At 66.1% G+C, this 21,285-nt stretch carries 21 protein-coding genes and 2 riboswitches; of the genes, 13 read left to right on the top strand and 8 right to left on the bottom strand.

Annotated features, from left to right (window positions below):
- Positions 1-23 precede the first annotated feature (23 nt).
- On the bottom strand, positions 24-1,511 hold the full coding sequence (locus tag AC4ELS_RS23020) for a gamma-aminobutyraldehyde dehydrogenase (RefSeq protein ID WP_064879351.1): 1,488 nt from the start codon (positions 1,509-1,511) through the stop codon (positions 24-26).
- A 123-nt stretch (positions 1,512-1,634) separates the two neighbouring features.
- Between AC4ELS_RS23020 and AC4ELS_RS23015 the strand changes: the two genes are divergently transcribed.
- The 3 genes from AC4ELS_RS23015 to AC4ELS_RS23005 all read left to right on the top strand — a co-directional run bounded on the left by AC4ELS_RS23015 (position 1,635) and on the right by AC4ELS_RS23005 (position 4,623).
- Entirely contained in the window at positions 1,635-2,150 is a 516-nt protein-coding gene (locus AC4ELS_RS23015) for an Lrp/AsnC family transcriptional regulator (RefSeq protein WP_038566321.1), read from the top strand.
- Complete coding sequence (locus AC4ELS_RS23010) at positions 2,147-3,535, top strand: aspartate aminotransferase family protein (RefSeq protein WP_064879349.1); 1,389 nt, start codon at positions 2,147-2,149, stop codon at positions 3,533-3,535. The genes AC4ELS_RS23015 and AC4ELS_RS23010 overlap by 4 nt, the downstream gene beginning before the upstream one ends.
- Before the next feature lie 89 nt (positions 3,536-3,624).
- Positions 3,625-4,623: an SMP-30/gluconolactonase/LRE family protein gene (locus tag AC4ELS_RS23005; RefSeq protein ID WP_448448580.1), complete on the top strand. Its 999-nt coding sequence runs from the start codon at positions 3,625-3,627 to the stop codon at positions 4,621-4,623.
- Here the strand turns inward: AC4ELS_RS23005 and AC4ELS_RS23000 are convergent.
- Positions 4,620-4,826, bottom strand: coding sequence for a winged helix DNA-binding protein (locus AC4ELS_RS23000; RefSeq protein ID WP_448448579.1), 207 nt, complete (start codon positions 4,824-4,826; stop codon positions 4,620-4,622). The genes AC4ELS_RS23005 and AC4ELS_RS23000 overlap by 4 nt on opposite strands.
- 274 nt (positions 4,827-5,100) lie before the next feature.
- Here AC4ELS_RS23000 and AC4ELS_RS22995 point away from each other — a divergent pair, with 274 nt between their 5' ends.
- The 6 genes from AC4ELS_RS22995 (at position 5,101) to AC4ELS_RS22970 (ending at position 10,642) form a co-directional block, all read left to right on the top strand.
- Positions 5,101-6,315: a D-alanyl-D-alanine carboxypeptidase family protein gene (locus AC4ELS_RS22995; protein ID WP_499049437.1), complete on the top strand. Its 1,215-nt coding sequence runs from the start codon at positions 5,101-5,103 to the stop codon at positions 6,313-6,315.
- Positions 6,316-6,588: 273 nt separating this feature from the next.
- Entirely contained in the window at positions 6,589-7,200 is a 612-nt protein-coding gene (locus tag AC4ELS_RS22990) for a hypothetical protein (RefSeq protein WP_499049435.1), read from the top strand.
- 49 nt (positions 7,201-7,249) lie between these two features.
- Positions 7,250-7,879, top strand: coding sequence for a TetR/AcrR family transcriptional regulator (locus tag AC4ELS_RS22985; protein ID WP_064936397.1), 630 nt, complete (start codon positions 7,250-7,252; stop codon positions 7,877-7,879).
- The gene (locus AC4ELS_RS22980; RefSeq protein ID WP_499049432.1) at positions 7,876-9,147 is read left to right on the top strand and encodes a glycosyltransferase; all 1,272 of its coding nucleotides are present in this window, start codon (positions 7,876-7,878) and stop codon (positions 9,145-9,147) included. Before AC4ELS_RS22985 ends, AC4ELS_RS22980 begins: the two co-directional genes overlap by 4 nt.
- Before the next feature lie 7 nt (positions 9,148-9,154).
- Complete coding sequence (locus AC4ELS_RS22975; RefSeq protein ID WP_165617822.1) at positions 9,155-9,385, top strand: F0F1 ATP synthase subunit C; 231 nt, start codon at positions 9,155-9,157, stop codon at positions 9,383-9,385.
- The gene (locus AC4ELS_RS22970; RefSeq protein WP_499049430.1) at positions 9,386-10,642 is read left to right on the top strand and encodes a glycosyltransferase; all 1,257 of its coding nucleotides are present in this window, start codon (positions 9,386-9,388) and stop codon (positions 10,640-10,642) included.
- A 97-nt stretch (positions 10,643-10,739) separates the two neighbouring features.
- Here AC4ELS_RS22970 and AC4ELS_RS22965 read toward each other — a convergent pair whose 3' ends face one another.
- Positions 10,740-11,588, bottom strand: a complete 849-nt coding sequence (locus AC4ELS_RS22965) for a nitronate monooxygenase (protein WP_499049428.1) — start codon at positions 11,586-11,588, stop codon at positions 10,740-10,742.
- A gap of 31 nt (positions 11,589-11,619) precedes the next feature.
- A riboswitch (guanidine-III (ykkC-III) riboswitch) is annotated at positions 11,620-11,684 on the top strand.
- Positions 11,685-11,696: 12 nt separating this feature from the next.
- On the opposite strand from AC4ELS_RS22965, the gene AC4ELS_RS22960 reads away from it, so the two are divergent.
- A complete protein-coding gene (locus AC4ELS_RS22960; protein ID WP_499049427.1) occupies positions 11,697-12,014 on the top strand; it encodes a DMT family transporter in 318 nt (105 codons plus the stop codon).
- A gap of 172 nt (positions 12,015-12,186) precedes the next feature.
- On the opposite strand, the gene yhjD is transcribed toward AC4ELS_RS22960, so the two are convergent.
- From yhjD to AC4ELS_RS22945, 3 genes are read right to left on the bottom strand one after another with little or no spacing between them, the layout of a single operon-like run.
- Entirely contained in the window at positions 12,187-13,203 is a 1,017-nt protein-coding gene (gene yhjD, locus AC4ELS_RS22955) for an inner membrane protein YhjD (protein WP_448448572.1), read from the bottom strand.
- A 24-nt stretch (positions 13,204-13,227) separates the two neighbouring features.
- On the bottom strand, positions 13,228-14,241 hold the full coding sequence (gene trpS / locus AC4ELS_RS22950) for a tryptophan--tRNA ligase (protein WP_064879329.1): 1,014 nt from the start codon (positions 14,239-14,241) through the stop codon (positions 13,228-13,230).
- Positions 14,242-14,275: 34 nt separating this feature from the next.
- Positions 14,276-14,713 (bottom strand): MarR family winged helix-turn-helix transcriptional regulator, encoded by a 438-nt coding sequence (locus AC4ELS_RS22945; RefSeq protein ID WP_499049424.1) that lies wholly within the window; start codon positions 14,711-14,713, stop codon positions 14,276-14,278.
- 28 nt (positions 14,714-14,741) lie between these two features.
- On the opposite strand from AC4ELS_RS22945, the gene AC4ELS_RS22940 reads away from it, so the two are divergent.
- The gene (locus AC4ELS_RS22940; protein WP_499049422.1) at positions 14,742-15,359 is read left to right on the top strand and encodes a TIGR03086 family metal-binding protein; all 618 of its coding nucleotides are present in this window, start codon (positions 14,742-14,744) and stop codon (positions 15,357-15,359) included.
- Here the strand turns inward: AC4ELS_RS22940 and AC4ELS_RS22935 are convergent.
- Positions 15,350-16,141: an exodeoxyribonuclease III gene (locus AC4ELS_RS22935; protein WP_499049488.1), complete on the bottom strand. Its 792-nt coding sequence runs from the start codon at positions 16,139-16,141 to the stop codon at positions 15,350-15,352. The two genes, AC4ELS_RS22940 and AC4ELS_RS22935, sit on opposite strands and share 10 nt — an antisense overlap.
- A gap of 88 nt (positions 16,142-16,229) precedes the next feature.
- On the opposite strand from AC4ELS_RS22935, the gene ephH reads away from it, so the two are divergent.
- Positions 16,230-17,057 (top strand): epoxide hydrolase EphH, encoded by an 828-nt coding sequence (gene ephH, locus AC4ELS_RS22930; RefSeq protein ID WP_448448570.1) that lies wholly within the window; start codon positions 16,230-16,232, stop codon positions 17,055-17,057.
- An 85-nt stretch (positions 17,058-17,142) separates the two neighbouring features.
- Here the strand turns inward: ephH and AC4ELS_RS22925 are convergent, their stop codons facing one another.
- Positions 17,143-19,383: an NADP-dependent isocitrate dehydrogenase gene (locus tag AC4ELS_RS22925; protein ID WP_448448569.1), complete on the bottom strand. Its 2,241-nt coding sequence runs from the start codon at positions 19,381-19,383 to the stop codon at positions 17,143-17,145.
- Between the two features lie 278 nt (positions 19,384-19,661).
- Positions 19,662-19,781: riboswitch (SAM riboswitch) on the top strand.
- Between the two features lie 170 nt (positions 19,782-19,951).
- Here AC4ELS_RS22925 and AC4ELS_RS22920 point away from each other — a divergent pair.
- Complete coding sequence (locus AC4ELS_RS22920) at positions 19,952-21,274, top strand: bifunctional o-acetylhomoserine/o-acetylserine sulfhydrylase (RefSeq protein WP_448448568.1); 1,323 nt, start codon at positions 19,952-19,954, stop codon at positions 21,272-21,274.
- Positions 21,275-21,285 lie beyond the last annotated feature (11 nt).

Genomic DNA, 21,285 nt, shown 5'->3' with positions numbered 1-21,285 from the left:
CGGCGGCATTCCCTCCAGATGCGTCAGCGCTTGTTGAAAACCGTTCGGTGCCATTCTTTTTCGGCAACCCCGGTGATGTCGCTCATCACATGTTTGATGGTGAGGTACTCCTCGAACGAGTAATCGCTCATGTCCTTGCCGAAGCCCGACGCGCCGACGCCACCATGCGGCATCTCGCTGATGATCGGGATGTGGTCGTTGACCCACACGCATCCGGCGTTGATCTCGCGAGAGGCGCGCTGGGCGCGGTACACGTCGCGGGTCCAGGCCGAGGCTGCCAGACCATAGACGGTGTCATTGGCCTGCCGGATCGCGTCGTCGTCATCGGTGAACGGCCGCACGGTGAGCACCGGACCGAAGATCTCGTCGCGATAGACCTCGGAGGTCTCGGCGACGTCGGCGATCAGGGTGGGCCGGTAGAACGCACCCGGGAGATCGGGCGCAACCCCGCCGGTGACGACGCGGCCGCCCTGCTCGGGTGCGCGCGCCACCATCTGCGCGACCTTGTCGCGGTGGGCGAACGAGATGAGCGGGCCCAGGTCGGTGTCGGGATCGTGCGGATCTCCGACGACCATCTTGCTCATCACCTCGGCGACGCCGGCGACGAAGTCGTCGTACAGGTCCCGGGCCACGATCGCCCTGGTCGCAGCGGTGCAGTCCTGGCCCGTGTTGATCAGCGAACCGGCCACCGCCCCCTGGATCGCGGCGTCCAGATCGGCGTCGTCGAACACCACGAACGGCGCCTTGCCACCCAGCTCAAGCTGGGTGCGGTGGCCGTGGACGGCGGCGGCCGCCATCACCTTGCGGCCGACGGCGGTCGAGCCGGTGAAGGTGACGACATCCACGTCGCGGTGCCCGGCAAGGGCGTTGCCCACGTCGGCGCCACCACCGGTGACCACGTTCAACACTCCGTCGGGCAGCCCGGCCTCGGTGGCCAGCCGCGCCAGAGTGAGGGTGGTCAGCGGGGTGATCTCGGCCGGCTTGATGACGACCGAGCAGCCGGCCGCCAGCGCCGGGATGACCTTCCACACCGCCATCTGCAGCGGGTAGTTCCACGGGGTGATGGTGGCGACGACGCCGACGGCTTCGCGCCGAATGCTGGAGGTGTGGTCACCGGAGTACTCGGCCGTGGCCTTGCCCTCCAGGTGGCGGGCCGCACCGGCGAAGTAGTCGATGTTGTCGATGCTGCCCGGCACGTCGAACTCGGTGGCCAGGCGCACCGGCTTGCCGGTCTGGCTGACCTCCTCGGCAATCAGCTGATCAGCATGTTCGTCGGCGAGCTTGGCCAGCTTGGCCAGCACCGCGGACCGCTCGGCGGGTGTCGCCTTGGACCACCCGGGGAACGCCTGGCGGGCGGCAGCGACGGCGTTGTCGACGTCGTCCGGGGTGGCCAGGGCGTAATCGGCAACGGCCTGCCCGGTGGCCGGGTCGATGATCTGGTGGGTCGGCCCGGAGGTCGCCACGGGCGCCCCGTTGATCCAGCTGCTTGTCACATTCACTGCCACGCTCATGGAGCCCCACGGTAACCGATGCCACATTTCTTCTCTACGCAATCCCGCGTTGGACCCGGTTCAAACAAGGGATTTCATCGATTCGATTGCCACAAACGACGGATTCCGTGCACAATCGGAGGCATGAGCAACCCTGAGGGTGACGACCTTCAGCCCGTCCCGCTGCGGGTGAACAACAATTCTCGCACCGCCTTTCAACTCGACGACCTGTCGAAGGCGATCATCGAGAAGCTGCAGGCCGACGGCCGCCGTTCGTATGCCGGGATCGGTAAGGCCGTGGGCCTGTCCGAGGCCGCGGTGCGCCAACGCGTGCAACGCATGGTCGACGCGGGTGTCATGCAGATCGTCGCGGTCACCGATCCGCTGCAACTCGGGTTCGCGCGCCAGGCGATGATCGGCATCCGGTGCACCGGCGACACCCTCAAGCTGGCCGAGAAACTGTCCGCCATCGACGCCGTCGACTACGTGGTACTGACCGCGGGATCGTTCGACGCCATCTGCGAAGTGGTCTGCGAAGACGACGACAGCCTGCTCGAACTTCTCAACACCCAGATCCGCTCGCTGCCGGGAGTGATAACCACCGAAACCCTTGTTTACCTGAAACTCGTCAAACAGCAATACAATTGGGGAACGCGATGACTATCGCAGAACACGCACCAACCACCTCCACCACAGATCTGGCCGCCAAGGCGAACCGCCACCTGTGGGGACACTTCGCCCGACACGGCGAAGGCATCACACCGCCCATCATCACCCGCGGCGAGGGTGTCCGGATCTTCGACGACAAGGGCAAGAGCTACATCGACGGCCTGTCCGGCCTTTTCGTCGTCCAGGTGGGCCACGGCCGCAAGGAACTTGCCGAGGCTGCCGCCAAGCAGGCCGAGAAGCTGTCCTTCTTCCCGCTGTGGTCCTACGCCACGCCGCCGGCCATCGAACTCGCCGAACGCGTGGCCAACTACGCCCCCGGCGACCTGAACCGGGTCTTCTTCACCACCGGCGGCGGCGAGGCCGTCGAGAGCGCCTGGAAACTGGCCAAGCAGTACTTCAAGCTGACCGGAAAACCCGGTAAGCACAAAGTGGTTTCGCGCGCGATCGCCTACCACGGCACCCCGCAGGGCGCGCTGGCGATCACCGGCATCCCGGCGTTCAAGGCTCCGTTCGAGCCGCTGACCCCCGGCGGCTTCCGCGCTCCGAACACCAACTTCTACCGGGCACCTGCCGAATACGCGCACGACGAAAAGGCTTTCGGCCGTTACTGCGCGGACCGGATCGCCGAGGCCATCGAGTTCGAGGGACCCGAGACCGTCGCTGCGGTGTTCCTCGAGCCGGTGCAGAACGCGGGGGGTTGCTTCCCACCCCCGCCCGGCTACTTCGAGCGGGTCCGCGAGATCTGCGACCAGTACGACGTGCTGCTGGTGTCCGACGAGGTGATCTGCGCCTACGGTCGCATCGGGTCGATGTTCGCCTGCGACGACTTGGGCTACGTGCCCGACATCATCACCAGCGCCAAGGGCCTGACCTCGGGCTATTCACCGCTGGGGGCGATGGTGGCCAGTGACCGCCTCTTCGAACCGTTCAACGACGGCAAGACCGTCTTTGGCCACGGCTATACCTTTGGCGGACACCCGGTTTCAGCCGCGGTCGCCATGGCCAACCTCGACATCTTCGAGCGCGAGGGCATCAACGACCACGTCAAGCAAGCCGCCCCGGCGTTCCGGGCCACCCTGGAGAAGCTCTACGACCTACCGATCGTCGGCGACGTCCGCGGCGAGGGCTTCTTCTACGGGATCGAACTCGTCAAGGACAAGGCCACCAAGGAGACGTTCAACGACGAGGAGTCCGAGCGCCTGCTGCGCGGGTTCCTGACGCCGGCACTGTGGGAGGCCGGCTTGTACTGCCGCGCCGACGACCGTGGCGACCCAGTGATCCAGCTGGCCCCGCCACTGATCAGCGGGCAGGCCGAGTTCGACGCGATCTACGAGATCCTGCACGGCGTGCTGTCCGAGGCAGGAAAGCTGTTGTAGCCCCACCCCTTTGCGTCGAAACGGCATTCCGGCAGAAGAAGTTCGAGTAACTCTCTGCCGGAATGCCGTTTCGACGGCAGACTGGCGGCGTGCCACGTAAACCCCCGATCGATCCGGTTCGTTGGACTCCGCCTCCCATTGACGAGTTGCCGAACTTCGGCCCTGCCGAACTGACCATCGTCCCGCTGCCTGGCGACGGGCCCGAGGATGTCGTGGTCGACGCCTCCGGGCAACTGTGGACCGGGCTGGTCGATGGACGCATCGTGCGGGTGTCGCCCGACGGAGCGGCTGAAGTGGTGGGCAATACCGGCGGACGTCCGCTGGGCCTGCATGTCGCCCGCGACGGCCGGTTGCTCATCTGCGACAGCCACCGCGGACTGCTGGCATTGGAACCTGCTACCGGAGTGTTGTCCACGCTGGTGGAATCGGTGGATGGCCGCCCGTTGAGGTTCTGCTCGAATGTCACCGAGACGGCCGACGGCACAATCTATTTCACCGAGTCGACCAGTCATTTCCATTTCGAGCATTTCGCCGGCGCCGTCATGGAAGCCCGCGGCCGCGGCAGCCTGTTCAGGTTGAATACCGACGGCTCGGTCACCACACTGCTGAACGGCCTGTACTTCGCCAACGGCGTGACCACCACCGCCGACGAGTCGGCGTTGGTGTTCGCCGAAACTCAGGGCCGGCGCTTGTCGAAGTACTGGCTGAGCGGGCCGCAGGCCGGGTCGGTGACGCCGCTGGCGGTGCACCTGCCCGGGTACCCGGACAACATCTCCACCGGCGCCGACGGCCGGATCTGGGTGGCGATGGTGTCTCCGCCCAACGCCGCCGCAGAGGCCCTCGCACCGCGCGCGCCGGTGATCCGAAAACTGCTGTGGCAGTTGCCTGACCGACTCCAACCCAAGATCCGTCCCCAGGTGTGGGTGCTGGCCTTCGACGCCGACTCCGGCGAGGCGCTCGCCGGGCTGCGTACCACCCGGCCGGATTTCGGCACTGTCACCGGGGTCGTGGAATCCGCAGGCAGGCTGTGGATGTCGACGATCGCCTTCCCGGCGCTGGCCTGTGCCGACCTTCGCGACTTGGGTTAGTTGCGGTTCTTCAAGGCATCGCCGACGCGTCTGGCGCTGTCCCCCAGAGCGTTCATCTGTTCCCGGTCCAGCGGCGCGAGATAGAACTGCCGCACCAGCATGGCGTATGTGCGCAGCACCGGCCGCAGATAGTCCTGACCCTGCCGGGTGATCCCGACGGCGATTCCCCGCTTGTCCTCGCGGCTACGAAACCTGCGGACCAATCCTCGTTCCTCCAGGCGAGGCCTCCTCTGCAAAGTAAAGCCAGACCCGCCAACAGCGCTGCCGAGCTTCCTCCGGGTCGGGGGACGCCGGGTAACCGGCAAGCATTCGGGTCCCATCCTCCGCGGGGCCCGAATGTCTGCCCGGATCGACATGCCGAGCCGACCACGCATGCCCACCGCCGCATACAGCACGTTCACATTTGTCACACAAACCACACACGTCACAGCGTGGCAAACGGGAAATTGTGTCCGAGTCACCTAATCTTCGGACACGATGGCGACCTTGCGGAGGACTACCCAGCGCGCAGTGTCCGTGTTTGCGGCACTGACGATGCTGACGGCACCCCTGATGACGGCCGGCGTAGCCAATGCTGACCCGGCGCCCGAATGCCCGTACAAGGTCACCACTCCCCCTGCGGTCGACGCCTCGGAAGTGCCCAAGCCAGGCGAGGTCACACCGGGACCACTGCCCGTACCCGCCAAGACGGTTGGCGGTGAGGCGCTCTCAGGCTGCGGAGTGATCACCGCCGCAAACACTCCGCCACTGCCCAACGATGTCTCCGCCGAGGCCTGGGTGGTCGCCGACCTCGACAGTGGCGACATCATCGCCGCCCGCGACCCGCACGGCCGGCACCGCCCGGCCAGCATCATCAAGGTATTGGTGGCCACCGCTGCGCTCAACGAACTCAACCTCAACAAGTTGGTTGCCGGTACCCAGGACGACGCAAACTCCGAGGGCACCCGGGTAGGCGTCGGGCCCGGCGGTCAGTACACGATCAACGACCTGCTGCACGGTCTGTTGATGCACTCCGGCAACGACGCCGCACATGCCCTCGCGGTTCAGCTGGGCGGCATGGACCCCGCGCTACAGAAACTGAACATCCTGGCGGGCAAGCTCGGCGGGCGCGATACCCGCGCGGCCACCCCGTCTGGCCTGGACGGCCCCGGCATGAGCACCTCTGCCTACGACATCGCCCTGTTCTACCGCTACGCCTGGCAGAACCCGGCATTCGCCGACATCGTCGCCACCCAGACCTACGACTTCCCAGGCCGTGACGGCAATCCGTCCTACCCGGTGGAGAACGACAACAAGCTGCTCTACAACTACCCGGGCGCGATGGGCGGCAAGACCGGATACACGGATGACGCGGGGCAGACCTTCGTGGGCGCGGCCAACCGTGACGGCCGCCGCCTGGTGGCCATCCTCATGAAGGGCACCCGGGTCCCGATCGCGCCGTGGGAGCAAGCCGCACACCTGCTCGATTACGGGTTCGCCACTCCCCCGGGAACCAAGGTCGGAACTCTCGTCGACCCCGATCCGTCCCTGACCGCCCCCAAGGCCGACCCAGCGGCCGCTGCGCAAGCGGCTTCGGTGCTGCCTCCGGCAGATGCCCTGCCCGTGCGGGTCGGCGTCGGGATCGTCGGGGCCCTGATCGTGTTGATGCTGATGATGGGCGCACGGTCACTGAACCGCCGAACCATTCGCTGATCTGCGATTTATCGGCATCTGCGAAATGCTTCGGCGGCAACCTCTTCGGATTGCACGCAGCCGGCCATAGTGCGCCCCGGGATGGACACCTTCATCTGCTATGTAGATGACATCCATCGAAAACGCTCGTTGGATGCGATGACTCAATCGTGTTCGACTAGATGGCGTGATCTTCGGACAAGGCCCGTCTCAGCAGGAGGAGTTCTAGAAGTGTCGACCGAATTATCTGACGCCGAAAACGCTGCACCGGCCCCCCGCGCCCCACTCAAGTCCATGCTTTCAGGCTGGACATTGACGTGGTTCCTCATCGTGGCGATCGCCGTCGGCTCAACCCTCGCGGCGTGGGTGGTGGGCGGCGTCAACGGAGCCAACCTCGGCATCCGCATCACTGCCCGGACATCGGCGATCCTGTTCCTGCTCGCCTTCACCGCGTCGTCGCTGTACCAGTTGTGGCCGAACAACACCACCAAGTGGATCCGCCGCAACCGACGCTATCTCGGCGTCGGCTTCGCCGGATCTCACTTCGTCCACGCCGCATTCATCGTCACGACAATCGTTCTGAACCAACAGCGGTTCGAGACCCGCGTCGTCGATCCCACCCCCCACGGTGTCTTTGTCCTGGACTTCATCGCCTACGGATTCATCATCGCGATGACCATCACCTCGTTCGACCGCATCTCCAAGCGCATGCAGTACTCGACGTGGAAGAACCTGCACCTCACCGGCAGCTACGTCATCTGGTTCACGTTCTTCATCGCCTACTGGCGTCGAGGCGTCACCTACACGGACTTCTACGGACCGTTCCTCATGATTGTCCTGGCCGCGCTGATCATCCGGTTCATCGCCAAGGCGAAGCGAGGTGCGGCGAAGGCCTCGCGCACCTAGCAACGGCGCACCCTTGCCAATGTCTGACCGATCGGTCTAATCTCAGACCATGCGGTCTGAACGCACGAAAACGTTTACCGAACAGGCCCGGCGCCGGCAGATCGTCGAGGGCGCCCTGGAGGTGATCGCCGAACAGGGCTATCCGCAGGCTTCCCTGGCGCGCATCGCCGAGCACATCGGGATCGCGAAAAGCGCTGTGCTCTACCACTTCACCAGCAAGTCCGAAGTCGTCGAGGCGGTCTTCACCGAGATCTTCACGCGTGGTGCCGCAGTGATCGTGCCCGCGGTGAATGCCGAAACCACCGCGGCGGCAAAGCTTTCCGCTTACATCCGGGCCAACGTGGCGTTCGTCGCGGCCAACCGAGCCGCGGCCGTGGCAATGCTCGAGCTCATCTCCGGCTACCGGGACGCAAACGGACTACGGGTTGACCAAGCGGCCGCCAAAGCCGTTCAAGACCATCCGCCGACCGGGGATCTGGCCGCCCTGGACCCGCTGACCGTCTTCGAGGCCGGAATGAACGACGGCGAATTCCGGGAACTGTCACCGCTGTTCATGAAGAACATCCTGCGCGGCGCGTTGGACAGTGCGGCGCAAGAGTACGCCCGAGATCCCGACTACGACGTGATCGGCCACGGCGAGGTGCTTGTCGAGATCTTCGCGAAGGCCACGGCACGATGACCACCGTCATGATCGCGGCGTTCGGCACCCGCGGCGACGTCGCACCGTACACGGGGCTGGCCCGACACCTGATCGAATGCGGTTACCAGGTGGTGATCGCCGCGCAGGAACCCTACCGCGCGCTCGTCACCGACACCGGTGTCGACTTCCGACCGCTGCCCGGGGACACCGAACAGGCGACCAGGAACTCCCCCGCGGCACAAGCTTTCGTCGATGGTGGCCGAATGCGGCCATCGACTCGATTGCTGGACGAGATGCGCTCGGACATGCGCGATCTGGGTGTGGCCCTGGCCGATACCGCGGCCGACGCGGACCTGCTTCTGCTGCCCGCGGTGGCAGCGGTCGTGGGATACCACGTGGCCGAGGGACTCGGCATCCCGAGCGCCGGTGTGTTTCTCCAGCCCACCGCACCGACCGGCGACTTCCCACCATCGGTGCTCAGCGCGAGATCTTTCGGCCGTTGTGGCAATCGAATGTTGGGGCGTATCGGCGCCGTCGGCGAAAAGGCCTATCTACCAGTGATCAACGAGCTTCGCGCCGGCCTGGGCCTGACGGCCACATCACGCACGGACTACCAGCGGCGACGTACGGCCGGCTGGCCGATCCTGCACGGCTTCAGCCCACACATCGTGCCCAAGCCCGGGGACTGGCCGCCGCATCTCCACGTGACGGGCTACTGGTGGCCACAGCACCCCGGCGGATGGCAGCCACCAACACGGCTCACCGATTTTCTGCAGGCCGGACCGCCGCCGGTCTACATCGGACTCGGAAGCACCGCAACGGCGCACGGTCCCCAACTCTCAGAGATCATCGGGGCCGCGGTCCGCCGTGCAGGGGTTCGGGCCGTGGTCCAGCGCGGCTGGGCCGGTCTTCGGTGCGACAGTGACGAGGTCATCACGATCGGTGACGTCCCGCATTCCTGGCTGCTTCCTCAGATGTCGGCGGCGGTCCACCACTGCGGCGCGGGCACCACGGCAGCGGCGTTACGCGCCGGTATCCCGTCGGTGCCGGTGACAGGAATCATGGACCAACCCTTCTGGGCCGCGCGAATGCACCGACTCGGTGTGGCGGCCCTGCCGATGCAGCGCCGATCGCTGAACGCCGAGTCCTTGTCGCGCAGCATCCGCGACGTTGTCACCACCGGGTCGTACCGCGCTCGGGCCCAGGAACTCTCGAAGCAGCTCGATCGCGAGGACGGTGCCGCGAACGCCGCCGCCGTCATCACCAAACTGCTCGATCGATCACAGGAGGTGCACCATGGCAAGTGAGGAATTGATGGGCCACGCCCTGCTGGCCGGCGGGATCGTGCTCGCCGGCGGCGCGATCGGCGCCGGAATCGGCGACGGGCTGGCCGGCTCGCAATTCATCGCCGGTGTCGCGCGCCAGCCAGAGGCCCAAGCACGTTTGTACACACCGTTTTTCATCACCGTCAGCCTGGTGGAGGCCACGTTCTTCATCAACATCGCCTTCATGGCGTTGTTCGTGTTCGCCACCCCGGGAGGGTAAGTGGCGACCATCGCGATCATCGCCATCGGCAGTCGCGGTGATGTCGCACCGCTGACCGGGGTCGGTATGCGGCTGCGGCAAGCCGGCCATCGCGTGATCATGTTGGCATTTCAGGCATTCGCCGATCTGGTGACCGGATGCGGGCTGGAGTTCCGCGGCCTCGACGACGGCCCCGACGACAACACAGCCGATCTATCGGACGTGTCGGCACGCCAGGCCGCGCAGGCGATGGCAGCGTTCCTCTCCCCACGCGGCATGCGAGGGTTGGGCGAGGGCGTGCTGGCCGCCGTGGGCGACGAGGGGATCGACGCCCTGCTGCTGTCGCCGTTCGCCGAACTGGTCGGCCATCCGCTGGCCGAGGCGCTCGCCATCCCCAGCATCGGCGTGCGGTTGCAGCCCATGTCGACGACTGCGGACCACCCGCCGGCGTTGATGGGAGCGTGGACCGCCGGTCGGTACGGAAACCGGGCGGCGGCGCGGATCGGCGAGACGATGATCGACGGCCTATACGGCAGGACTACCAACCACTTTCGCGAGAGACTCGGTCTGTCGAAGGCCTCGGCTCGATCACTACGACGGCAACGCAGCGACGTTCATTGGCCCATCCTGTACGGCTACTCCCCTGCGGTTGCGCCGAGGCCGTCGGACTGGAGAACGGGGATCGACGTCGTCGGCTACTGGTGGCCGGCCCGCCCGGTCGGGTGGCAACCACCCGCCGAACTGGTGAGGTTCCTCGACGCCGGCCCACCGCCGGTTGTCATCGGTTTCGGCAGCACCGTCAACAGCCGCGTCGCGGCCGAGACCTTGTCCACCGTTGTGGCGCAGGCCGTTCGAACCACAGGCACCCGGGCAGTGATCCAGGCCGGATGGTCGGGACTCGATGCCTGCGGCGACGACGTGCTCGCCGTCGGCGAGGTGCCACACGACTGGTTGTTCCCACGGGCGGCAGCCGTCGTACATCATTGCGGCGCGGGCACGACAGCCGCCGGCCTGCGGGCGGGCGTACCAACAATTGCGGTCCCGGCCGGCTTCGGAGACCAACCGTTCTGGGCACAACGGCTCGTCGAACTCGGCGTCAGCCCGCCACCGCTCCGGCAGAATCGCCTCAACCCCGACAATCTGGCCACATCGATTCGAACAGTGTTGTCGACCAATACATTTCGAGACAGCGCCGAAAGCCTTGCCGTCCAGATCAACGCCGAGGACGGTGCGGGCAAGGTGGCCTCGATCGTGGAGGAGGCTCTCAGCTACCGGTAACGAATTCGCCGATTCGGCTGACACATAATTGCCGAGCGAGTTAAATACGTCCCGGGCCTGCCAATCCGCCGCCGCTCTCGGCGGTTTGGCAGGCTCATCACTGCCAACGTCGCAGTAGCTGCTCGGCGCCGTCGGACAGCGACCGCACGATTTCGGCAGCACCGGCCTCCCGCTGCACCGCACCTACGCCCTGTCCCGCGTTGACGGGCGATCCACGCAGCACTCGCTCGGGAATCGTCGCCGGCCACCGATAGCCGGCGGCGACGTCGTAGCCGGTGGTGAGCTCGGTGTCGTCACCCGCCGCGGCCAGCAACGCATCACGCGCCGGCGCCGGCGTCAGCGCCTCGACACACGCCGCGAATGCCGTGCCGACCCAGGCGGCATCCGCTCCCGCCGCCAGCACCGCAGCCACCGCGCGCGGTGAGGAGATCCCGCCGGCGGCCAGTACCGGTATGTCGACGGCGTCGAGTACCTCGGTCAACAGCGGCAGCGTCCCGACCGTTGGCTCACCGTGGCCGCCACCTTCGGCGCCCCGGGCCACCACCACGTCGACACCGGCGTCGACTGCACGCCGGGCGGCATCGACCGTCGCCACCTGGGTTGTCACCGTGAGGCCCGCATCATGCGCCCGACGCACCCAGTGCCAGTCATCCCCGAAGCTCACGCTCAACAGCGCCGGCTGGGCGGCCAAGGCCACGTCGAACAGATCGGGCCGATCCTGGGCAACCCAGTGCACCAGGCCAATTCCGAATCGCTGCCCGTCGAGTTGAGCCAACTCGGCGGTCAACTGGTCAGCTGTCGCCGAGCTGCCCATGCCGACCATGCCCAGACCGCCGGCAGCCGAGACCGCGGCGGCCAGCCGGCCTCCTGCCGCACCGCCCATCGGCGCGTTGACGATTGGGACATCGATGCCGATCGACCGCGACCAGGTGGTTGCCAAGCTCACAGCCCGCAATGTTACGTCGTTGTTACAATGGGAGTCGCCAGCACATGGCACCGGACGAGGCGCACCCGTACCCGGCCAGCGACAAGACGGGGTGTTTGGAGGTGTGCCATGGCATGGCTGATTCTCGTCGTCTCAGGTGTCCTGGAAGCGGTCTGGGCGACTGCCCTGAGCAAGACAGAGGGTTTCACCCGTCTGGTTCCGTCGGTGATTTTCGGTGTGGCCCTTGTGTTGTCGATGATCGGGCTGGCAATCGCGATGCGCAGCCTGCCGCCCGGCACCAGCTATGCGATCTGGGTCGGCATCGGCGCGGTGCTCACCATCGCCTTCGCCATGATCACCGGCGCCGAGTCCGCGTCGGTCATCAAGGTTCTACTGATGCTCGGCGTCGTCGGCTGCATCGTGGGCCTCAAGGCCGTCAGCCACTAGACGTCTTCCCGCCCCGCTTTGTCACGCCAGCGTGGCTGTCGACCGCCGGCGCCACTCCAGCGTGACAAAGTGCGGCGGGTGCGCACTCCAGCGTGACGCTCGACCGCCGGCGCCACTCCAGCGTGACAAAGCCGTGGGTGAGCCGCAGCCACCGACCACCGGCCGTCCGCCACTAGCGGCGCAGCAGGCGCGAAAGCCCCAGAGCACCAATGGCTCCCATGGCGGCCGCGGCCAAGGCTCCGGTCACCCCGATCCCCTCGTGGACCTGCACCCTGGTGACGATCTGCGCAGGATCCGGCGGTGGCACCGGCGCCTCGGCCAGGCTCTCCGTGGACGTCGCCGCCCAGGCCGTCGCGAACAAGATCAGCCGCGCGGTGACATAGGCGAACACCATCAAGCCCAGCACGGGGCCGAACGTCGCCCCAGCCGGGCCGTTCAGCACGGACTGCAGGTAGATCGACGCCACCTGCTTGAAGATCTCGAAACCCACGGCAGCCAGGAGGCCGGCCCGGATCGACCGGCGGAACGGCACCGGTTCGCGCGGCAACCGGGAGATGATCCAGGTGAACAACAGCCACGAGATCGAGACCGACACCGCGATCGAGATGACGCGCAACCCGCCGCCGAGTAGGGCGCCGTCGTGAAGGCCGATCCAGCGCAATATCTTCCGCATCAAGGAGGGGTCCCCGAGCACGGTCAGCCCGATGGTGACCACCATCGCCAGGAACGCCGACACCAGTGCGAGCAGATCCGACAGCTTGTTGCCGACGAAGCTGGACTCGGCGTGTTGCTCCCACATCTGGCTCAGTGCCTCACGCAGATTGGCCATCCAGCCCAGTCCGGCCCACGCCGCGGTCGCAAGGCCGATCACGCCGACCGTGCCGCGCGAGGCGATGGCCGAGTCCATCAGCGTGACCAGTTGCTGGCCGAGGTCACCGGACACCGCCTCACGGATCCGATGCTCGATTTCTTCGAGCAGATCCGGACGGCGCGACAGCAGGAAGCCACCGGCGGCGAACCCGACCATCAGTAGCGGGAACAGGGCGAAGATCGTGAAATAGGTGATGCCAGCGGCGTAGAAGTTGCCGTTGCAGTCGTTATAGCGCTCCTGCGCCCGCATCACGTGGTCGAACCAGGGGAAGCGGGCGCGGGCCCGTGCCAGTAATCCCGGCTTCTCCGGCTCGTTCACCGCCGACCCTCCCCTGGCCACTCATCACGTTTGCTGGAGAAACCCTATCTTGTCGTAAACCCGGGCGAGGGTCTTCCCCGCGACCTCCCGGGCGTGTTCCGCCCCGGCGGCCAGAACCGACTGGAGTTCGGTCGGATCGGCCAGGAGTTCATCGACCCTGGTCTTGATCGGCGTGACGAACTCGACCACGGCCTCGGCGGTCTCCTTCTTGAGATCGCCGTAGCCGCGGCCCGCATAGCCTTCGACCAGCTTGTCGATGTCGGCCCCGGTCACCGCAGACTGGATGGTGAGCAGGTTGGAGATACCCGGCTTGTTCTCCTGATCGAACCGGATCTCACGCTCGCTGTCGGTCACCGCGGAGCGGATCTTCTTGGCTGTGGCCTTCGGATCGTCGAGCAGGCTGATCAGCCCGGCATCGGACGCCGCAGACTTGCTCATCTTCGCCGACGGATCCTGCAGGTCGTAGATCTTGGCCGTGGCCTTCGGAATCATCGCCTCGGGCACCACGAACGTGTCGGGGAACCGGGCGTTGAACCGCTGCGCCAGGTCGCGGGCCAGCTCCAGGTGCTGACGCTGATCCTCTCCGACCGGCACCAGATCGGTGTCGTAGAGCAGGACGTCGGCGGCCATCAGCACCGGATAGGTGAACAGGCCCACGGTGGTGGCGTCCGCACCCTGCTTCTGCGACTTGTCCTTGAACTGTGTCATCCGCGATGCCTGGCCGAAGCCGGTGAAACATCCGAGCACCCAAGCCAATTGGCTGTGCTCGGGGACATGGCTCTGGACGAACACGGTGCTGCGCGCCGGATCGATGCCCAGCGCCAGGTACTGCGCGGCGGTCACCAGCGTGCGCCGACGCAGGGTCTCGGGATCCTGCGGCACGGTGATGGCGTGCTGGTCGACGACGCAGAAGAACGCCTCGTACCCATCCTGTAGCTGCGCCCAGTGCGTGACGGCACCCAGGGCATTACCGAGGTGCAGGGAGTCCGAGGTGGGCTGAGCGCCCGAGAATACGACCTGTTTGCTTCCGCTACTCATGATGCTGTTGATTTTCGCACTGGCGTCATCCGCATTATTCAGGGGTCAGCCGCTGCAGGACCCGCAAGAACACTTTTCGCTCCTCGGCAGTCAGCTCGCCCAGCCAGCGCTCCTCCCCGCGCTGGATCTCCCGTTGGACCGCATCCTTGACGGCCCGGCCCGCCTCGGTGATGCCCAACAGCCGGACCCGACGGTCGTCGGGATCGGCCTCGCGCTCGATGAAGCCCTGCTGCTGCAGGTCATCGAGGGTGCGGATGATGCGGGTCTTGTCCGCGCCGATCGACTCGGCCAGCGCCGCCTGCGTCCGCACCGAGGACCGGTCGAGGGCGAGCAGGACGACGTAACCCCACATCGACACACCGTGAGCGTCGAGGACCGGTTGTTCGGCGGCCATCAGCTCCCGCAACAGCGGGGCGAGCATGGCTGCCAGATCCGGACGCTTCGACACCCTGATCAGCGTAGGCGTTGCCATATGATGTGCTCACGCTTATCGTAAGCGTATGCCTACTATTGAAATAGACCCACGTACCTTTCACCGCGTCGCCGTGCTGCGCTCCGTCGAAGCCGTCGACGCGGTCCGCGCGTCCGACCTGGACCGGCCCACTCCCTGCACCGGGTGGACGCTCGCCGACCTGCTGGCCCACATGACCGTGCAGCACCACGGATTCGCCGCGGCCGCGCGCGGAAATGGCGCCGACGAAGCGGTATGGCAGGTGGCGACGGTGGCCGACGCCGTCCGCGCCGACCCGGCCGGCACCTATGCCGCCGCTGCCCACGAGGTGCTGGACGCGTTCGCCGCCGACGGAATCACCGAGGCAACGTTCACCTTGCCCGAGTTCGGTCCGGATGCGACGTTCCCCGGCGCCCTGGCGATCGGCTTCCACTTCGTCGACTACGCCGTCCACGGGTGGGATGTCGCGGCTTCGATGGGTATGCCGTACCAACTGCCCGACGACGCTGTCACCGCATTGCTGCCACTGGTCATGGGGATTCCCGACGGGGACTTCCGTGACAGTGCGGCCTCACCGTTCGACCGCGCGGTCGACGCCGCGGCCGCAACGGATTTCGAGAAGGTCCTGCTGCATCTCGGCCGGAGGCCGAGCTGGCCTCAGCCGTAGTTGACCGTCACGGGTGAGTGATCCGACCACCGCAGCGCGTACAACTCGGCCCGGTCCACCCGGGCTGTGGTCGCCCGGCCGGCCAAGGTTGGGCTGGCCAGGTGGTAGTCGATGCGCCAGCCGGCGTCGTTGTCGAAAGCCTTACCGCGCCACGACCACCAGCTGTACGGTCCGGCCACGTCGGGATGTAGCACCCGCACCACATCCACCCAGCCGGTGCCCAAGAGTTCGGTGAGCCAGGCCCGCTCACCGGGCAGGAAGCCGGCCTTCTTGACGTTGCCCTTCCAGTTCTTGATGTCGTTCTCGGTGTGGGCGATGTTCCAGTCCCCGCACAGCACCGCGTCATGCTCCAGCAGCTCGGCCATCCGGGCGGCGACGGTGGCCATGAACCGTTCCTTCTCCAGCTGACGGTCCGTCTCCGCCTCGCCCGTCGGGACGTACACGCTGGCCACCGTCACTCCCGCGGTGTCCACCTCGAGGTAGCGGCCGTGGGCCTCGAACTCGTCGGACATCAACAGTCGCGCAGCCTCGATGGGGTGCCGGGACAACACCGCAACCCCGTTGCGGCCCTTGACATGCGGGACGGCCGAGGCCAGATTCCACCCGTCGGCCAGAGCTGGGGCCAGGGCATCGTTGAGCTGCTCGTCGTCGGCGCGGGTCTCCTGCAGGCACACCACCTCCGCCTCGGTTTCCTTCAGCCAGGGCAGCAGGCCCAGATTCTCGGTGGACCGCTGCTTGACCGCGGCGCGAATGCCGTTGACGTTGATGGTGCTGACAGTCAGAGGTGCCGGAGATGCCACGCCCAGACCCTACCGATCCGCACCGACAGGCCCTTGCGGTACCGGCGGTATCACCTTAATGTCGGGCGACATGGCTGAACGTGCCCCCATTCACCTTGGATCAGGCGAACCGATCCTGCTGCTGCACCCGTTCCTGCTGTCGCAGAGCGTGTGGAAGTACGTCGCACCCCAACTCGCGCAGACCGGGCGCTACGAGGTGTTCGCGCCCACCATGGCCGGCCACCACGGCGGTCCGCATGCCCCGATGCTTCTCGACGTCGCAACCCTGGCGGACGACGTCGAACGCCGGCTCGACGAGCTGGGCTGGTGCACCGCGCACATCGTCGGGAACTCGCTCGGCGGCTGGGTGGCCTTCGAACTGGAACGCCGTGGCCGGGCCCGCACGCTGACCGGCATCGCTCCCGCGGGAGGCTGGTCGCGGTTCACCCCGGCGAAGTACGAGATCATCGCCAAGTTCATGGCGGCCCTGCCGGTCGTGCTGTCCACCGCGGTGTTGCGCCAGCAGCTGCTCAAACTCCCGATGACGAAGCAGATCTCATATCTGGCCGTGAGCGCGACCCCCGAGGTACTCAACGACAGCGACCGTCGCGATCTGATCGACGATCTGGCACACTGCCCGGCCTACTTCAAGCTCATGCTCAAGGCACTGACCACCGCGGGACTGATGGAGATCAAGAACTCGCGGACCCCAACCCAACTCGTGATCTGCGAGAAGGACCGGGTGCTGCCCGCGCCTCGATTCACCCGGCACTTCACCAAGAGCCTGGCACCCGATGCCGTGGTCACCACGCTGAAAGGTGTGGGACACGTCCCGATGTTCGAGGCACCCGACACCATCACCCGGCTGATCACCGAGTTCGTCGACCGGCACACGGACCAAACGCGCGCGACAGGCTAGCCCGCGTCCGCAGGCGCCAAGGACTGACCGCCAGACAGCAGTCCGGGCGGCGCCGGGATATCCCGTCGCCGCCCTGACTTGCCACCTAAGCCTTCTCGGAAGCCGCCAACGCGTCGTTGAGCGTCTTGCTCGGACGCATCACCGCAGCGGTCTTCTCGGCATCCGGGTAGTAGTAGCCGCCGATGTCGGCCGGCTTGCCCTGCGCCGCATTGAGTTCGGCGACGATGGCCTGTTCGTGCTCGCCGAGAGACTTGGCCAGCGGCGCGAAGTGCGCGGCCAGTTCCTTGTCCTCGGTCTGCTCGGCCAGTGCCTGCGCCCAGTACAGCGCCAGGTAGAACTGGCTGCCGCGGTTGTCCAGCTCACCGGTCTTGCGCGAGGGAGACTTGTTCTCGTTCAACAACTCTCCGGTCGCGGTGTCCAGCGCGGCGGCCAGCACCTTGGCCTTGGCGTTGTCGGTCTTGTTGCCGAGGTCCTCCAGGCTGGCGCCCAGCGCCAGGAATTCGCCGAGCGAGTCCCAACGCAGGTGGTTCTCTTCCACCAGCTGATGGACGTGCTTGGGGGCCGAGCCGCCCGCACCGGTCTCGTACAGCCCGCCACCGGCCATCAGCGGCACGATCGAGAGCATCTTGGCGCTGGTACCCAACTCCAGGATCGGGAACAGGTCGGTCAGGTAGTCACGCAGGATGTTGCCGGTCACCGAGATGGTGTCCTTGCCGCGGATCAGCCGCTCCAGGGTGTAGCGCATGGCCCAGACCTGCGGCAGGATCGTGATCTCCAGGCCCTCGGTGTCCTCTTCCTTGAGGTAGGCCTTGACCTTCTTGCGCAGCTCGTTCTCGTGCGGGCGCTCGTCATCGAGCCAGAACACGGCAGGCATACCGGACAACCGAGCCCGGTTGACGGCCAGCTTGACCCAGTCGCGAATCGGGGCATCCTTGACGATCGGCATCCGCCAGATGTCGCCCTCCTCGACCTCCTGGCTCAGCAGCACCTCACCGGAATCGATGTCGACGATCTTGGCGACACCGGCCTGCGGGATCTCGAAGGTCTTGTCGTGGCTGCCGTACTCCTCGGCCTTCTGCGCCATCAGGCCGACGTTGGGCACCGTGCCCATCGTGGTCGGGTCGAACTGACCGTGGGTCTTACAGAAGTTGATCACTTCCTGGTACATCCGGGAGAAGGTCGACTCCGGGTTGACCGCCTTGGTGTCCTTGGTGCGGCCGTCGGCGCCGTACATCTTGCCGCCGAGGCGGATCATGGCCGGCATCGACGCGTCGACGATGACGTCCGACGGCGAGTGGAAGTTCGAGATGCCCTTGGCCGAATCCACCATGGCCAGTTCGGGCCGGTGCTCGTGGCAGCGGTGCAGGTCCTCGATGATCTCTTCCCGCTGCGAGGCCGGCAGCGCCTCGATCTTGCTGTAGAGATCCGACAGACCGTTGTTGACGTTGACCCCGAGCTCGTCGAACAGCTTCTCGTGCTTGGCGAAGGCGTCCTTGTAGAAGACCTTGACGGCGTGGCCGAACACGATCGGGTGGCTGACCTTCATCATGGTCGCCTTGACGTGCAGCGAGAACATCACGCCCGTCTTGTAGGCGTCCTCGATCTGCTCCTCGTAGAACTCGATCAGCGCCTTCTTGCTCATGTACATCGAGTCGATGACGTCGCCCTCGTCGAGCTTCACCTCGGGCTTGAGCACGATGGTCTCGCCGCCGGACGTCTCCAGCTCCATGCGTACGTTGCGCGCCTTGTCCAGGGTCATCGACTTCTCACCGTGGTAGAAGTCGCCGGTCTTCATGGTGGCCACGTGGGTACGCGACGCCTGCGACCACTCGCCCATGCTGTGCGGGTGTTTGCGCGCGTATTCCTTGACCGCCTTGGGAGCGCGGCGGTCCGAGTTGCCTTCACGCAGAACGGGGTTCACTGCGCTGCCGAGGATCTTCGAGTAGCGATCGCGGATCGCCTTCTCCTCGTCGGTCTTCGGGTCGCCCGGGAAGTCGGGCACCGCGTAGCCCTTTTCCTGCAACTCCTTGACCGCGGCCACGAGCTGCGGGACCGACGCGCTGATGTTGGGCAGCTTGATGATGTTGGTTTCGGGCAGCTGAGTGAGACGCCCCAGTTCGCCCAGGTTGTCCGGGACCTTCTGGTCGTCGGTCAGGTAGTCACCGAATTCGGCCAGGATGCGGGCCGCAACCGAGATGTCACTGGTCTGGATATCGATACCCGCCGGCTCTGCAAAGGCGCGGATGATCGGCAAGAAGGAGTACGTCGCAAGCAGCGGCGCCTCGTCGGTCAGCGTGTAGATGATGGTCGGCTGCTGGGCAGTCATGGTTGCTCTCCCGGCGTCAGTCTGGGTTGGACGAGGATCACTCGTTCTCACCCGCGGTTATTCGCTGCTCTGTTATCGCGGGCCAGACTACAAGGGAGCGGATCGCCGCGAAGGAGCAGCTTTCATTACTGACCAGTAACTTTGGCTTACGTTCAGGCGCCCGACACCTCCACGCACCCGCCGAACCGAACGTGTTTCAGTCCCGTCCGCGCAGAACCGGCAAACACGCTGAAGAACCGACTGGCACCGCCTCAGCGCGTTGCGATAAGCTGCAGGCCGGTCATGAGTGTCAGCATCAAGCCCCGGCTTGCTGGCCGGCAACCCTCCAACCGCGGTGGGGTGCCCCGGGTGATGACCAGGTTGAGCAGTCGTTCGCGGCTGTAAGGCAAGCGCGGGTCCGAAGGTACGGGCCCCCAGACAGACAGGGAAACCTGATGGAGGCCAGCCATGTGTATGTGTCCATGAACTGTCGATGTTCGCGTGTCGTCGTAGTCGACGAGCGAGACGTCCGGTAGCCGACCCACACCCCTACCTTCCTCATCCCCTCACCCGGAGGAGACATCAAGCCATGACAACCGCCGAAAACTGGTCGTTCGAGACCAAGCAGGTCCATGCCGGTCAGACGCCGGACAGCGCCACCAACGCCCGCGCCCTGCCGATCTACCAGACGACGTCCTATACGTTCCGCGACACCGACCACGCGGCCGCCCTGTTCGGGCTGGCCGAGCCGGGCAACATCTACACCCGGATCATGAATCCCACGACCGACGTGGTCGAGCAGCGCATCGCCGCACTCGAAGGCGGCGTCGCCGCGCTGCTGCTGTCCTCCGGGCAGGCCGCCGAGACTTTCGCCATCCTCAACCTGGCCGGCGCCGGTGACCACATCGTGTCCAGCCCACGCCTGTACGGCGGCACGTACAACCTCTTCCACTACACGCTGCCCAAGCTCGGCATCGAGGTCAGCTTCGTCAAAGACCCTGATGCTCCCGACTCATGGCGGGCGGCCGTGCGGCCGAACACCAAGGCCTTCTTCGCCGAGACGATCTCCAACCCCCAGATCGACATCCTCGACATCCCGAACGTGTCCGCCGTGGCACACGAGAACGGTGTCCCGCTGATCGTCGACAACACCATCGCCACGCCCTACCTGATCCAGCCCATCGCCCTCGGCGCCGACATCGTGGTGCACTCGGCCACCAAGTACCTGGGCGGGCACGGTTCGGCGATTGCCGGTGTGATCGTCGACAGTGGCAACTTCGACTGGACCAACGGACGCTTCCCGGGGTTCACCGAGCCGGACCCCAGCTACCACGGCGTGATCTTCGCCGAGCTCGGCGCACCCGCCTACGCGCTCAAGGCCCGCGTGCAGCTGCTGCGCGATCTGGGCAGCGCCCTGTCGCCGTTCAACGCCTTTTTGATCGCGCAGGGATTGGAAACGCTGTCGCTGCGTGTTGAACGCCACGTGGCCAATGCGCAGAAGGTCGCCGAGTACCTGGCCGGGCACTCCGGCGTCACCTCGGTGAATTACGCCGGACTCCCCACCTCTCCCTGGTATGAGCTGGGGCAGAAGCTGGCACCCAAGGGCACCGGCGCCGTGCTGGCATTCGAGTTGGCGGGCGGTGTGGAAGCGGGCAAGGCGTTCGTCAACGCCCTCACGTTGCACAGCCACGTCGCCAACATCGGTGACGTGCGCTCGTTGGTGATCCACCCCGCCTCGACCACGCACGCACAGCTCTCCCCCGAGGAGCAGCTGTCCACCGGCGTGACCCCCGGCCTGGTGCGGCTGGCCGTCGGTATCGAGGGCATCGACGACATCCTGGCCGACCTGGAGCAGGGATTCGCCGCCGCCCGTCCGTTCAGCGGCGTCGCGCAGACTGCGGCGACGGTGTAGGACGGCGAGAG

This window comes from Mycobacterium shunyiense (genome assembly GCF_058270035.1).
This window is presented reverse-complemented; position numbering and strand designations above follow the sequence as displayed.